14 protein-coding genes are annotated in these 14,927 nt (G+C 45.6%); 3 read left to right on the top strand and 11 right to left on the bottom strand.

The features are described 5' to 3' along the window. Nucleotides 1-60: 60 nt before the first annotated feature. Nucleotides 61-630 (bottom strand): Crp/Fnr family transcriptional regulator, encoded by a 570-nt coding sequence (locus GO755_RS26345; RefSeq protein ID WP_157588294.1) that lies wholly within the window; start codon nucleotides 628-630, stop codon nucleotides 61-63. Between the two features lie 376 nt (nucleotides 631-1,006). On the opposite strand from GO755_RS26345, the gene GO755_RS26340 reads away from it, so the two are divergent. Next, entirely contained in the window at nucleotides 1,007-1,357 is a 351-nt protein-coding gene (locus GO755_RS26340) for a hypothetical protein (RefSeq protein ID WP_157588293.1), read from the top strand. A gap of 459 nt (nucleotides 1,358-1,816) precedes the next feature. On the opposite strand, the gene GO755_RS26335 is transcribed toward GO755_RS26340, so the two are convergent. Further along, entirely contained in the window at nucleotides 1,817-2,191 is a 375-nt protein-coding gene (locus GO755_RS26335; protein WP_227687089.1) for a hypothetical protein, read from the bottom strand. Nucleotides 2,192-2,645: 454 nt separating this feature from the next. Here GO755_RS26335 and GO755_RS26330 point away from each other — a divergent pair, with 454 nt between their 5' ends. Next, nucleotides 2,646-2,930, top strand: a complete 285-nt coding sequence (locus tag GO755_RS26330; RefSeq protein ID WP_157588292.1) for a hypothetical protein — start codon at nucleotides 2,646-2,648, stop codon at nucleotides 2,928-2,930. A 220-nt stretch (nucleotides 2,931-3,150) separates the two neighbouring features. Here the strand turns inward: GO755_RS26330 and recG are convergent, their stop codons facing one another. After that, nucleotides 3,151-5,259, bottom strand: a complete 2,109-nt coding sequence (recG, locus tag GO755_RS26325) for an ATP-dependent DNA helicase RecG (RefSeq protein ID WP_157588316.1) — start codon at nucleotides 5,257-5,259, stop codon at nucleotides 3,151-3,153. Nucleotides 5,260-5,399: 140 nt separating this feature from the next. Next, complete coding sequence (locus GO755_RS26320; RefSeq protein ID WP_157588291.1) at nucleotides 5,400-6,824, bottom strand: DUF5723 family protein; 1,425 nt, start codon at nucleotides 6,822-6,824, stop codon at nucleotides 5,400-5,402. Between the two features lie 354 nt (nucleotides 6,825-7,178). Between GO755_RS26320 and GO755_RS26315 the strand changes: the two genes are divergently transcribed. Further along, entirely contained in the window at nucleotides 7,179-8,117 is a 939-nt protein-coding gene (locus GO755_RS26315) for a DUF6089 family protein (RefSeq protein WP_157588290.1), read from the top strand. Nucleotides 8,118-8,218: 101 nt separating this feature from the next. On the opposite strand, the gene GO755_RS26310 is transcribed toward GO755_RS26315, so the two are convergent. The 7 genes from GO755_RS26310 to GO755_RS26280 form a co-directional block, all read right to left on the bottom strand. Then, nucleotides 8,219-8,821: a NifU family protein gene (locus GO755_RS26310; RefSeq protein WP_157588289.1), complete on the bottom strand. Its 603-nt coding sequence runs from the start codon at nucleotides 8,819-8,821 to the stop codon at nucleotides 8,219-8,221. 150 nt (nucleotides 8,822-8,971) lie between these two features. Then, a complete protein-coding gene (gene rpmA / locus GO755_RS26305) occupies nucleotides 8,972-9,271 on the bottom strand; it encodes a 50S ribosomal protein L27 (RefSeq protein WP_157588288.1) in 300 nt (99 codons plus the stop codon). A 94-nt stretch (nucleotides 9,272-9,365) separates the two neighbouring features. Further along, nucleotides 9,366-9,683: a 50S ribosomal protein L21 gene (gene rplU, locus GO755_RS26300; RefSeq protein ID WP_157588287.1), complete on the bottom strand. Its 318-nt coding sequence runs from the start codon at nucleotides 9,681-9,683 to the stop codon at nucleotides 9,366-9,368. 68 nt (nucleotides 9,684-9,751) lie between these two features. Further along, entirely contained in the window at nucleotides 9,752-10,819 is a 1,068-nt protein-coding gene (locus GO755_RS26295) for a peptidoglycan DD-metalloendopeptidase family protein (protein ID WP_157588286.1), read from the bottom strand. Nucleotides 10,820-10,923: 104 nt separating this feature from the next. Further along, nucleotides 10,924-11,895, bottom strand: a complete 972-nt coding sequence (gene trxB, locus GO755_RS26290) for a thioredoxin-disulfide reductase (protein WP_157588285.1) — start codon at nucleotides 11,893-11,895, stop codon at nucleotides 10,924-10,926. Nucleotides 11,896-12,067: 172 nt separating this feature from the next. Next, entirely contained in the window at nucleotides 12,068-14,080 is a 2,013-nt protein-coding gene (locus GO755_RS26285) for an OmpA family protein (RefSeq protein ID WP_157588284.1), read from the bottom strand. Continuing rightward, nucleotides 14,035-14,679, bottom strand: a complete 645-nt coding sequence (locus tag GO755_RS26280) for a 7-carboxy-7-deazaguanine synthase QueE (protein WP_157588283.1) — start codon at nucleotides 14,677-14,679, stop codon at nucleotides 14,035-14,037. Before GO755_RS26280 ends, GO755_RS26285 begins: the two co-directional genes overlap by 46 nt. Between the last annotated feature and the right edge of the window lie 248 nt (nucleotides 14,680-14,927).

The following is a 14,927-nucleotide window of genomic DNA, read 5'->3' as shown; positions in this document are numbered from 1 at the left end:
TAACGAATACCACAAAGCACGGTAGAAGACAGCCTAAAAAAATTGATAAAAGTCAACAAATCAACGTTTGGCTTTTAAACGACTCAATGTTTCCTGGGATATGCCCAAATAATCTGCAATGATCTTGGCTGGTAACCTACGAATAAGGTCAGGATTTGTTTGCTGAAGAATTTCATAACGCATCTTAGCATCCATTGTGATAAAGCTTTCGATCCGTTGGATAGAAGCAATGTAATCTAACTCGAGCCCAATCCGATCCATGGTTTCCCAACCAGGTACTTGTTCATAAAGGGTTTGGCGGTCCTCATAGCTTAAGGTAAGTAATTCGGATGACTCCAGGCTTTGAATGGCTGCTGCAGAAGGTTGTCGGAGAATGAAGCTAGGGAAAGCCGTACCAAACCGGCCTTCAACGACCAGAAAGCGAGTTGATTCACTCCCGTCTTCACCAGTAAGAAAAACGCGCAGGCAACCTTTGACAACAAAATACAAGTGCCGGGCTACTGCTCCTTTAGCTACCATGATTTCATTCCGTGCAGCGAATTTAGATTTGAAACAGCGACTTACTAGTTGCTCGTCTTGAAGTGATAAGTCAAGTTTCCCGCTAAGATATTCTTTTAATGCTGGGTGCATAAGTCCAATTAAACACGTACTTAACCTGAAAATATTGCCCTTATAATAGTTCTGTGACCCGCTTTACGCAGATTAGCTGTAAGTAACGGCCGTTTCAATAACTGGAGTAACTAATGGTGTAGCGACGATTATTCTAGTCATATTTATTGACCGCATATTAAACGAGTTTCGCTACTTTTTTTCATAATTAAAGTAAGGACTAAATAAACGCCAATCCGTACAAATAAGCTTTTTTAATGGCTGCTGGCACCTACGCAACCTTATTTAACAAGTCTCCGTATTGAGGGGGGGAGCAGTCACAGGATTACTTTTCAACGTGAACCACTACACTCGTAGTTTCCTTTTTCAGGTTCCATTTTTTAACTATTACTCAAACATGAATAGTAAATTCCTGGTGAATCGTAACCCCTCATCTAACCAGTTGTCAGGCAAAAGTGTAGCAGCCGAATGGTCAGCATCACTAGCTACTTTTTATGACTACTATTACAAGGTGGACGCCTGTATTCAGGAGAATAAACTCAACGAAGTCGCAAGAAAACGGATGATGGGTCTGCGGATGCGGATGCAAGCTGAGTTACAAATCCTCCTACAGGATATGAATCAGTCTGAGGTTCTGACTCCCGCCGGTAATCAGCGGTTCAAAAAACAGTTGGTAACACATACAAGATGCCTGAGACAATTAAATTATCAGGCTTTCTTACTGCTTGCTGTTCCATTACCTAACTAAGTCTTTTTATCGATACTGTACAGGTATTAGCTTACCCGTTTGAGCATCGGGCGCATTAATGGGGAAAAGCCTGTATAGGCACAGGTGGCTTGTGGAAAGATTGACAGCTCTACTCGGGCTTGCTCGACTTGAAGCGGTAAAATAATAAGCTTATAGAACGACAATCAATCCAATGACAATGGTCGAAAGAACAACCAGTGTGCAGAGGATATAATTAAGGATGGCCGAATGGAGACTTTGGGTATTCATGATAGTCAAGCCAATAAGATACGGTTTATTCTTTAGACTGTGATAGTGCTAAGGGGTCACTAAATATTTACTGAAAAAGAAAAAAAGAAACAATAGCCTAGGTATCTGTTAGTCAATCAATAAAAGCTTGTACTTCATAATCTATCTTTTGACCATATGACAAAGCCCAGCTACTGCCGGGCTCTATCATTGATTCTACTTACCTGTTTCTTAGTTCATAGCAATGGTTCGAATCAGTTTCTGAACCGGTAGAGAAGACACATTCAGTTGTTTAACAATGCTGCCTTCACTCGATTTGATCTCCAGTTCATACTCCCCGTCGGCCAGATCATTCACATTCAACTTTACGGCGTACTTATCTTCTTTTTTGCCAATGTTGTGTTGGTAAAGCACCTCATAACTTTTGTTGCGAAGCACCACGTTGACAGGTACTTCGGCTGATTTCTGAACGGCTATCCGAATTTGATGATCAGCCGTCACATATGCACTGGCATCAAAAGAAAGTGTTTTTGGGGTAGTGGGATTAAAAAGTGTCGAAGCGCTTACTAAAAGAGAGGCAGCGACTTTGCTCATTAGTGGTAACATGGTAGTAGTTGTTTAGTGTTTATGTTGTTGTTTACTGAGTTGATCTAGTGAATTCAAAGTACGTGCCAACTGATTATGTATTTTGATTATCAGAGTGTTACGTTCTTTATTGTTTATGCCTATCGTCCGTAACTGGACATACCTTGTTCACTTGCGGACAAAATTAAGGGCAGCCGCATTGGATCGAAATGACTAATTGATAAGGTGTTGAAATTGGGCTATAGAGTGTGTAAAACGTGAGATAAGTGGTTAACTTAACTCACTGCTCCAACGGACAGGATGTCTCTTTTTTACAATTGCTTTGTCCCAAATCGGATAAAATCTGTCTCCAATCAGAAAGTGATTCTATAAGTTATAGATGATCTTTGATAAGTATATCTCAGCCGTCAATCAGGCCTGAGGTAGATTCAGGATACCCTCAATTACATTCCTTCACTCTTTAATCAATAGCGAAATGAACAAAAAATCTACTGGAATAGTAGCGTTCGGAAAGTCAGCTGGCCTGATCAGTTTTCTGGTTTTGAGTGCCTTTCCCTGGGCTTGTGATGATCACCGGATTCCGCCAGATAATGTCACTTGTAGCTGTACGACTTACAATGGAGATCCTGGTCGGCTTCTTCCAACCGGGACTGAGAAACGTACTATGTATTGCCCTTCAGGGCAGGCAAATTGTGTCTGTAATCCCTTGGTTCTGGGTAATTTGCGAGGAGGCATTCAAACGTTTGACTGTTTGCCATAAGAGCCAGATACTCTAGTAAATAGTAACTATAACGCGGGTATAATTTACTATTACTAGATTAAGACCATGAAATCCCTAGATTATAAGTAATTTGGTATAATAATTGTGCACTACTAGTACGATTGCAATATATTGGACATATGTGCAGGCTATGTAGATGTATTACCAAAAACGCTGACTCCTATAGGGTTAGCGTTTTTTATTGCTCGTTGGTTCTACACTAGCTTATTCGCCCCCAGTTATTTTCGGTTTGTTTGAGCCCATCTACATGATTTCGGATGGGGGCGTGTTGCGGTAATACCAATTCGGGATCTTCTGCTAGAATCGCCTGTGCCGACTCGCGGGCAGCTGTGAGAATAGCGCCATCTTTGGCTAAGTCAGCAATCATCAGATCCATGACGCCACTTTGCTGCGTACCGGTTAAGTCGCCAGGACCGCGCAATTGCAAGTCGACATCGGCAATCTCGAAACCATTGTTGGTGCGTACCATGGTTTCGAGCCGGGTACGAGTGTCAGTGCTGAGTTTATAACCGGTCATCATCACACAATACGATTGCTCGGCTCCCCGCCCAACCCGACCGCGCAATTGGTGTAATTGTGATAAGCCGAATCGCTCGGCACTTTCAATGACCATAACGCTGGCGTTGGGTACGTTGACACCTACCTCAATGACTGTAGTAGCGACCAGAATCTGCGTTTCGTGCTTCAGAAATCGCTTCATCTCATCGTCTTTCTCGTAGGGAAGCATTTTGCCATGAAGCATACCTACTTCATATTTGGGACGAGGAAATGCCCGTTGCATGCTTTCAAAGCCGTCCATCAGGTCTTTATAGTCGAGTTTTTCGGACTCTTCGATGAGCGGATACACAACATACACTTGTCGCCCGAGCTCGATCTGCTGCCGCATAAACCCAAAGACCTCTGAGCGGTGCTTGTCGTATTTATGGACGGTTTTAATTGGTTTACGACCCTTGGGCAACTCATCAATAACCGACACATCGAGGTTACCATAGAGTGTCATGGCCAGCGTGCGCGGAATAGGCGTGGCCGTCATGACCAGAATATGTGGCGGAACCACTTCGTTCTTCCGCCATAATTTGGCCCGTTGCGCTACACCAAAGCGGTGCTGTTCATCAATAATACATAAACCAAGATTCTTGTATTGAACAGCGTCTTCGAGTAAGGCGTGCGTACCTACCAGAATGTGCATTTTGCCTGATTGCAGTTCCTCATGCAGGACTAATCGACGTTTCTTATTCGTCGAGCCGGTTAGAATACCAAGATTTAGCCCCATCGCATCGGCAAAGGGTTTTAGTCCGTTATAATGCTGGTCGGCCAGGATTTCGGTAGGCGCCATTAGGCAGGCCTGTGCTCCGTTTCCAATCGCCATCAGGCAGGCGATAAAGGCAACAATGGTTTTCCCGCTTCCCACATCTCCCTGCAACAACCGGTTCATCTGTTTCCCCGTTAGGAAGTCGGCATAAATTTCTTTGATAACCCGCTGCTGCGCACCTGTCAACTCAAAAGGCAGCAGTTCGTTATAAAAGTGCTTCATCAGCGACGTATCCCGGAAAATTTGCCCAGGAAACTCCTCTTTCTGAATAAGCTTATTTTTAATTAAACGCAGTTGATTATAGAACAGCTCTTCGAATTTCAATCTCCGTTGCGCCTGTTTCAGCCAACCCTGATTTTGGGGCAGATGAATATTCCACATAGCCTCACGCTTACCAATTAGCCGAAATTGCTGGACGAGAGAGTCGGGCAGGGTTTCATGAATATGCGACCACGACTGTTCGAGCAAGATCCGCATCACTTTTCCAAGAACTTTGCTGTCGAGATGGCGTTTGCGGAGTTTTTCGGTGAGGTTATAAACCGGGAAAAAGCCAGGTTCGTGTTCTGTAGCGGTATTCGTATTTTCAAGCTCTGGATGTATAATACTGAATTGCCCATTGAACGACTGAGGTTTGCCGTAAGCAATGTACTCGCCGTCGCGCCGAAGTGTTTTTTCGATGTAAGTTATACCCTGAAACCAGACAAGACTCAGCGAGCCAGTACCATCGGTAAACGTAGCGACTAATCGTTTTTTCGGACCTTCTCCCTCCATATACCAGTCGCGGAGCCGCCCGCGTATTTGTGCGGAGGGCATAGAATCCATTAGTTCGCTAATGGTATAAAAACGGGAGCGATCATCATAGCGAAAGGGATAATATTGGATCAGATCGCCGTATGTGAACAGATTCAACTCTTTGTTGAGCAGTTCAGTACGCTGCGGTCCTAACCCTTTCAGGTAAAGAAGTGGTGTATCAAAAAAAGTAGCTCGTTCGGTCATAACAGACCCTACAAATACCCGTTTATTGGCAGATTTAATCAAAAATACGCAATTCTGGTGAAAATGGTGAAGTGGTGGAGTAGGTGTAGTAAGTCCAACTCACTATACTTAATAGACTCACTTCACCTACTTCACCTACTTCACTCTTCTTCCACTCGTCCAATACCAAATGCTAAGCCAGCATAGATGTCTAATCCACGGGGTTGGATGCCGTTGGATTTTGTGCCAAGCAGACCAAGAAAGTTATCTGTACCTAGCCAACCCGGTCCCACCCGAATGGAAGCACCTGCGGTCAATCCCCCATTTAAATAAGCCACAGGCACCGCTAAGCTGAGCCAGCGAGCATCATATCGCGGAGTAATTGCCACTATCGATGGCTGATGAATGGCGGCTGCCTGTACGGCCCGAACATCCTGTAAATAGGTCAGGTTTATACCAAAACCACCAGGCAGTTGATAGTCGGCTGTCAGGTTTAGGGAGGTTGGTAAACCCGCTCTAAACGTATTTTTGTCGGGCGTTCGACCCGTGTTTAACTTATCCTGAATAACCTCGATAATGGAACTGGTGCCGTTGAGGTTATTGAAATCACTACTTCGGAAATTGACCGGATTAGTACCAATGTCCGTATAGGTATACGATTGACCCTTATAGGTCAAGCCACCAATGTCGGTAAGGGCTATACCCAATTGTAAGGCTGGGCTATCTGTATCGTATTGATCAATATACGTCAGACCGATATCGAAGCCGAATCCACGACCGGGTACCGACGAACTAAATAAAGTGGAGGGGGTCAGGCTTCGGTTCTGAAGATAGGTTGTGTAGGCAAGGGTTGCATCTAATTTATTTACTTCCAGATAGGCGCTGTTTACATTGACAGGGTCCTGAACAATTCGATAATTCATTCCCCGATTAATGAGTTGCTGAGCATTGTACCCCAGTAAAAACTTTGCAGTAGCTCCCAGCAAGAGCTTACGGCCATCACCTTCCAGGATAGTTCCGGCATAGGTCAGGCCCAATTCGGCATAAGTGTTCGTGTTGGCATTGAGTTTATTATCGTTGCTGGGAATGCTATACAAGGCTCCATCATTTAAACTGGCCCGAAGGGCTGATAGCAACGGCTCTGAAGCCCCAAACACCTGTGCAACACCCCGAAACCGGGTCGTTATAGCAAATGCTCCCCGTTCGCCAGTTTTCATTAGAAGTGAAGGACCACGTATTTCCCCCCAAACCGTTCCGTTTTTGGCTTTGCCATTTAGCATTTCCTCGGTATAGGCCTGCTCAAATTTAATCGAGCCACTGGCATTTTTATATTGGGCAGGTACAGTGCCTGTAATCAGTCTGAGTAAGGAGAATGGAGCCTGGTATCGAACATAATTATTATCAACATGCCCATTACCCGTAAAAACGTTTAGATAAAATTTGGAGGGAGAGTCGGCGGCTAAAGCGGGATTGATGTAAAGCCGGTTCGTTCCACCATAGCGACTAGTTGAAATACCAAGAAGGTTCTGGGTAAAACCTACTATCGCTGTTAGCAAAAACAGCCCCAAACTAAGCAAATACTTCATGCAGTGAATAAGTGAATGGAAACGAGTTCTACAAAAGAAACGCAAATCCGACGCCAGGGTTAGATAACGACAGATTTATTTTGAGTGAATGGTAAAAATAAAGGCACTTAGTCGCCCTAAATGAGCTGTGTCAATACTTGTATTTTTCGTAGACGAAATAACGGTAAATAAAAACATACTAAGATTTGGCCAGTAGAAAGTTCCTGCCTGGTCATCCTAAATCATAGCTTTCTATCGTTTGAACAATGATAGTACTTGTTGAATATAGAATCATCATAGCAACAAAATCTTCCAAACTTTATCATTATAAAGATCTATTTTACGTTATTTTGAAACCTACCGAATTGTATATATATGAAATTGTTACTGGCTATGGTCTACATGGCGCTTTTTTGCCTAATCGATGCACAAGCACAACGTCGTGGAAATTCACAATTTATTCCGTTTTCTGAAGTGGGCCTGGGGGGCGGTTCGTCGTTCTATTTGGGCGAACTGTCTCCCCCTAATCAAGCATTTCAAAGCTTTTCATTACTACCTCGCTGGAACCTTGGAGGGAGTTTTACCCGTCATTTCAGCCCCCGTTTTTCCGGGCGGGCGTCATTTACTGTAATACGATTGGCTGGCGATGATTACACCTTTAATAAAGATGAACCGAATGTGCATCCGGCACAATTTCAGCGGAACCTTCACTTTCGGAATGACCTCAAAGAGTTGGCTTTGAGTGGTATATATCAATTTAATCCTGAAGGCCGTCGGCCTAACCAACGCCCAGCTTTTACGCCTTATTTAACGCTGGGTGTCGCTTTGGTGGCGCATAATCCGAAAGCGCGTATGCCTGTTAATGCAGATGGCTCGTTAGGGGATTGGGTAGCTTTACAACCATTAGGCACCGAAGGGCAAGGGAAGCCTGGTTACGCTAAACCCTATTCACTACTTACGGTTGCAATACCGGTTGGAGTAGGAATGCGCTGGCAACTTACAGAAAGTTTGAATCTGGCAGCTGAACTCAGCTTTCGCTATACATTCACGGATTATCTCGACGACGTAAGTGGATTTTATCCAAATCCGGGCGACTTACCCAACGGGCTCTCGACTACCTTTTCTGACCGACGCGCCGAACCTATTGCCGCTCGTACAGGCGATGACCGGACTAAAGCCTTGTCTACTTTATATACAGTACCCAGCGAAGTTAGGCGTGGGTTACCCGGTAATGATTATTATATACTGACCCAGATCTCAATTCATTATCTGATTCCGCCGTCGGTCGTTAAATGCCCGACTTTTCGACGTTGATCTATTCGAAAATAAAAAGCGCTATTGATTATGACTCAATAGCGCTTTTGTCAATTATAAACCATCAGTCGAACGCACTTTAGGTAAGTGTCTTGGGCTGATTATACGCCTTCTGCTTCAACAAGTTTTACTTCTGGAACCAGACGAGTTAGTAGATTTTCTATACCAGCTTTCAGCGTAAGGGTAGAGGAAGGGCAACCGCTACACGAACCTTGTAGTAAGACTTTTACGGTGCCACTCGGTTCATCGAAAGAGTAGAAATTAATGGCTCCACCATCCGATTCAACAGCTGGTTTGATATATTGATCCAGTACAGCCTTTATTTTCTGTACCGTTTCGGAGTCCATATCGAGTTTAGTGCTATTGACATCCATTGTCCGCTGAGCAAACACGGGTTTCTGGTCGCCAAAATAGTCTTTAAGGAAGAGTTTGATCTCAAATAAAACTTCGTCCCAATCGGTTTCATCATCTTTCGTAACGGTCACGAAATTGCCCGAAATAAATACCCGGCGCACAAATTCAAAGCCGAATAGAGCTACAGCCAGAGGGGAAGCTTTCCCTTCGAGGAGGGCGTCGCCCGGCGTTGCGTAGTCAAATGAAAGGCCGGTAGGTACAAGCTCAAAGTTAACCACGAACTTCATGGAGTTCGGGTTGGGGCTTCCTTCCGTAAAAATGGATACGGGACGGTTTAACGTAGAATTCATTGTTAGGAAAGTTTCAGTTTACTGGCACAGGAGCCGGTATTAGTACAGAGGTAACAGTCCGCCTGTTTTTTTAGTTTTTATATACGAAAAAACCCGTTCAACGATTGTTAAACGGGTTTCTATAAAAAACCTTACAGGTTTATAGTATAATTAAGCTGCTGCTTCAGCAACAGGAGCTGTTTCAACAGCCGATGGTCCTGCTGGGATGATATCCACGTACGAGCGGCTATCGCGGCCTGGACGGAATTTCACAGTACCCGCTACCAGAGCGAACAGCGTATAATCTTTACCTAAACCGACGTTTTTGCCGGGATGGTGTTTTGTACCGCGTTGGCGGACAATGATATTGCCAGCAATAGCCGACTGACCGCCGAATAGTTTTACACCCAGGCGTTTGCTGTGTGAATCACGGCCGTTTTTGGAACTACCTACACCTTTCTTGTGTGCCATTTTTTCTGAAGGAGTTAGCAAGTAGTAAGTGAGTAAGTAGTAAGTGAAAACCGAAGTCAGACACTTATAACGTACAACTTACAAACTTATGACTTTATAGAGTGATGTCTTCGATCAGGACCTTCGTCAGATACTGACGGTGGCCATTTTTCTTTTTGTAACCTTTCCGACGTTTCTTCTTGAAGACGATAACTTTCTCGCCTTTCAGGTGTTCGACGATTTTAGCGGATACCGACGCTCCAGCGACGGTCGGAGCACCGATGCTAATGCTCCCTTCGTTGTCAACAAGGAGAACTTTCACCTTGTCGGAGGCAAGTGCAGCGTCCACATCGCCCTCTAACCGGTGGGTATAGATGGTGCGACCTTTCTGGATCTTGAATTGCTGCCCTGCGATCTCTACGATTGCGTACATGTGTTGTGTATGAAATTGGAAATGAGGGTGCAAAGGTAGCGTTTATTTGCGAAAATGCAATACGTTACCTAATGCACACGTATTTTTTGTCCGGGCCGAAGCCGTGAGCCGGATATGTGATTTTTGCGCTTTAATGTTGATAACGACATGCCGTAGCGCTCGGCAATAGAACTCAGAGTTTCGCCTGACCGAACCTTGTGCAATACGGTTCGTTTGAAGCGTGGTCGCGAACTGGATTCTGATGACGATGAACGACCTCCCCGTAAGTAATCCCAAACAGAACCTGTTAACAGAAAGTGGTCGGAATTAATCGTGTTTTCTGGGAATGAGAAGATGTTGAGGGGGCTAAATGGGTTGCCTTCATAGCGTGTTTCAAAATGTAAGTGAGGTCCAGAACTACGCCCTGTACTACCACCTAACCCCAACTGGTCACCCGCTTTAACGAGCTGACCTTGTTCAACGGTTTGCTTTGACATATGGCCATAAAGCGTTTCCAGGCCGTTATAATGACGAACCAGTACAAAGCGGCCATAACCATTTCCGTCCCATCCTACAACGCGCACAATTCCATCGAAAGCTGTATAGATTGGTGTACCCGTTTCAAGATCGAGGTCGGTACCTGTGTGCCAGCGCCCCCAGCGAAACCCAAAGTTAGACGTCATTTTACCTTCGCTCAATGGGGCTGACCAGTAGCGGTTGGCAGGCGGATCATACAATTTAATATCAATCGTTTCGTCAAATTCGAGTGGATTGATATTATACGGATCAATGGTGCGGGAATCCCAAACGGCGTAGTAATCGGCAATTTTCACCCATTCGTTGCCAACAAGTACCGAATCAATTACTTCGACTACACTGGTTTCGCCCTGATCGAGCTGGCTGGTGTCTTCGCTGACAACCGGATTTAATTCCTTTTTCGGTTCAAATTGGTTATTAAACCGCAATTGAGTCGTTTCCTGTTCAAACTGGTCGTCTGCTTTTTGCGGCTGTTCAACGACTGGGGCATTCGGATTGGCTCCGTTTTTTGGCGTGATACGCAGGTTATTTTTAAATCGCCCGCGCTCCTGAGCCTGTGCTGTTACGGTCAAGCACAAACACCCAATGGCCAATAGCCACTGTGTAGCGGTTCTTCTCATCGGAAATAGATGAGTTGTAAGCTGTAAGTTGCTAAGTTGAAGTCATAACCATTGTGATGGCTTGATTTAACAACCTGGCAACTTACAGCTTACAACTAGTTTTGTTAATGAACAATCTCTTCACCCTGCATTTCCAGCGTGACTAAATAACGCTCTGCGTCAAGAGCAGCCATACAGCCTGTACCGGCTGCTGTAACAGCTTGACGATAGATGTTATCCTGTGCGTCTCCGCAGGCAAATACACCGGGTATATTGGTTCGAGTGCTTCCCTTCTCAGTCAGAATGTAACCGTTGTCATCCAGATCAAGAAACTCCCGGAAAATATCTGTATTAGGTTTATGGCCAATGGCCACAAAAAAACCTGTTACGTCTAAAATACGCTCTTCGCCGGTTACCGTATTTTTTACCAGCACACCCGACACATCTTCGTCACCCAATACCTCTTCGGTAGCTGAGTTATAAAGAATTTCGATGTTGTGAGCCGATTTAACGCGCTGTTGCATGAAATGCGAAGCCCGCATTTCATCACGACGGACCAGCATATACACTTTTCGGCACAGATTAGCTAAGTAGCTGGCTTCCTCGGCGGCTGTATCACCCGCTCCTACAATAGCCACATCCTGACCTCTGAAAAAGAAGCCATCACAGACGGCACAAGCCGATACACCTCGGCCATTCAACCGCATTTCGGAGGGTAATCCAAGCCATTTAGCCGATGCACCAGTTGAAATAATTACAGAATCTGCTGTGATTTCGTATTTATCGTCAACAATAGCCCGGTGTGGGTTGCCTGGACCAGGTTGCTCTGCGAAGATAACTTTCGTTACCAACCCATATCGGATATCCGTGCCAAACCGACGAGCCTGTGCTTCCAGATCCTGCATCATTTGAGGACCATTAACGCCGTTGGGGTAGCCTGGAAAATTATCTACTTCGTTGGTGATGGTGAGCTGGCCACCAGGTTGTTCGCCCTGGTACAGGACGGGTTTCATATTGGCCCGTGAGGCATAAATGGCCGCCGTATAACCAGCTGGACCGGAACCTATAATTAAGCACTTAACGTGTTCGGGAGTCATTGCAATGAGAATGAGTTGCCTGGTAACTAAAATACCGTTCTCTAAAAAGCGAGGGTATTGAGACAACGTACACAAAATTGAAAAAAATCCCGCAAACAGCAATGGATTTACGAATTACGATGGGCGAATTAGGATTTATTGCACATGTGTAGGCTAAATCATAGCTCATCCATCAAAGGAGTTTCCATTCAATGCGTCGGTTGAGTTGCCGGTTTTCATCAGTCGTATTTGGAACGAGCGGGCGGGTTTTGCCATAACCAACTGCTCGTATACGACTTGCTTCAATACCCGCTTTAGCAAGATAAGTGACAACGGCTTGTGCCCGTTTTTGAGAGAGGGCCAGGTTCGTAGCAGCATCGCCTTTATCATCGGTATGCCCCAAAATCTCAACTTTGAGGGTTGGGTTGGCTTGCAAAAAAGCGGACAATCGATCGAGTTCAGTTTTGGATTTTTCGGCGAGATCATACCGGCCCGATTCAAAGAATAGATTATTCAATGTTTCGTTGGCAGACGTTCCAGCTACTGCAGGTTCTAACGGTACTGTTAGTGACATGCCATCCCCTTTTGTTTTCTGCGTCAAATCGAACGACAAGCTTTTGAAGAGATACCCTGGCTGGCTCACATACAACGCATATTCACCTCCACTGGGCAGTACAGCTGTGTATTGGCCTGTCTGGCTATCGGTTTGCAAACGTGAAACGACCTGATTCGTCTTTAAATCAATTAACTCAAGGCTGGCGTTGAGTGGCTTTTTGGTTTTGGCATCGGTCACAACACCCTTCAAATACGTTACTGGCTTAATCCGCTCCCGTAATGATTCGGGTAAATCGAAGGTGTAAAGCCGGGATTTTTGCGAAACCCCATCTTTTTGTTCTTCATAGGAATAATAGGCCCGTTTGCCATTGGCCGATACAAATAAAGATGCCTGATCTTCTGATGTATTAATTGGATAGCCTAAGTTCGTAGGAGCCGACCAGCCTGATGCGCTATTATCGGCTACAAACAGGTCGTACCCACCCATACCGATATGGCCCTCTGAAGCAAAAAACAGGCTTTGCCCATTCGGGTGAATAAAAGGGGATGCTTCATTGAAAGGTGTATTGACCGGCTCGCCTAAGTTAACGGGTTCATTCCAGTCGCCAGTCGCATTCCGCTCGCTTCGCCAGATATCACGACGACCTTTTCCTCCCGGTCGGTCTGAAACAAAATAAAGTTGACGCCCATCTGCCGATAGGGCTGGTTGCGATTCATAATAACGGGTATTGATGGGCGTGCCCAAATTTTCAGGGCTCGACCAGTCGTCACCCGTTTTGTGACTCATGTATAAATCACAACTGCCGAAGCCTTTGCGACCCTGGCAGGCTGTAAACACAATCGTACGCCCATCTGCCGACAAGCTGGCTGTTCCTTCGTTTTCGGGGGTATTAATACTACTCGCTAACGAGGTTGGTGGCGACCAGATTTCGCCGTTAAACGTGGCCGTCATCAGGTCTTCATCACCTTCTGGTTTCAGAGCCGTAAATACTAATGTTTGCTCATCGGCAGTTAGCACCGGAAAATACTGAGAAGGCGTTGTTTGAAGCACTGATGATAGGGGTTTGGGATCGACGGCCTGTGGATGTTGTATTGCCTCCTGCGCAAAGCGTGCCGTTTCAATCTGCCGGGCAATTCGCTTCGCCTGGGCCGATTGAGGGGCAAACATCGTCTGGTATTTTTCGAGATAGGGCAGGGCTTCACTGTACCGGCCTAACCGAAGTAGTGTGTTACTCAGCGACTGGTAGGCCGCTCCCGATGCCGGACTGTCGGGTTGTAGTTTTATGGCATTGCGATAGACGGCCAGAGCAGGGTCGTAGCGTTTAGTAAACTCGTAGAGCTGCCCGAGCTTGAGGTAGGCATCCGTAAAATTAGGGTCCTGTTTTATAGCCTGCTCCATAAACGGAATGGCTTCGTCTGCTTTCCGTTCGCCAAATAATTTAATGGATTGGGCGTAGAGTTCCTGGGCTTTGGGAGTTTGAGCAAAGAGCAGAGAGCAGGGTGCAAGGAGCAGGGTAATAAGCAGGGTGCAAGGGGCTGGGAGCAGGGTAAACAACCTGAATTTCTTTAGTGAGCCATACTCCATGCTCCACGCTCCACGCCCCTTTACGGGATGTCCATATACTTGTGTGTCTGCAACGAAATTTGCCATTGCGGGTGATCTTTTACATACTCAACGATGCGTGGTAGCATTTCATTGGAACGTCCCCATTCGGTTTGCAAAAAGAGCCTGCAATCGGGGCGTAAATGCGGCACAAACGACTCTGCGAAAGCAAAGTCAGATTGGTTGTAGATAATAACTTTCAGCTCGTTCGCTTTATTGTAAATGTCGGGGTTAGGGGCTTTAAATTTCTTTGGTGAAAAGCAAATCCAGTCCCATGAACCTGTCACGGCTTTACACACGCCCGACGTTTCAATATTGGTCTGGAAACCCGCCTTTTGTAAAGCGACTGTTAATTCGGTGAGATCGTGCATGAGTGGTTCTCCACCGGTGATGACAGCCATTCGTCCTGGATATTCCAGAGCGCCATCAACAATGGATTGAATCGATAATTTAGGGTGCGCATTGACGTCCCAGGATTCTTTTACATCGCACCAGAAGCAGCCTACATCGCAACCACCAAGCCGGATAAAGTAAGCAGCCCGACCTGTATGTGCGCCTTCGCCCTGAAGCGTGTAAAAGGCTTCCATAACGGGTAGGGTGGCGATTGTAGATTCTATTGTTGTCTGTTGATTCTGTTCTAAAAGCATAGACAAAGATACGGAAGGTTCGCTGGAATGGTTATGCTTATAGGCTCCAACGCTTTTACACATACTGTAAGAAGTTGTGCCAAACTTTCAATGGCCTTCATACAAGCCGCGCCACGGCTTTTTGCGAAAGTCCTCAATTCTTCTTTACCTTTGCCCTATGATTTCCCAACGGGCCACACATTCTCCCTTCCGACATCGTCGCCACCATCGCGGCTGCTAAGCCCGTGCGACCAAGTGTTGCTCCGTCA

Source organism: Spirosoma arboris, from assembly GCF_009754945.1.
Classification (GTDB): domain Bacteria; phylum Bacteroidota; class Bacteroidia; order Cytophagales; family Spirosomataceae; genus Spirosoma; species Spirosoma arboris.
Note: the sequence above shows the minus strand (reverse complement) of the source record. Positions and strands in the feature narration are given on the sequence as shown.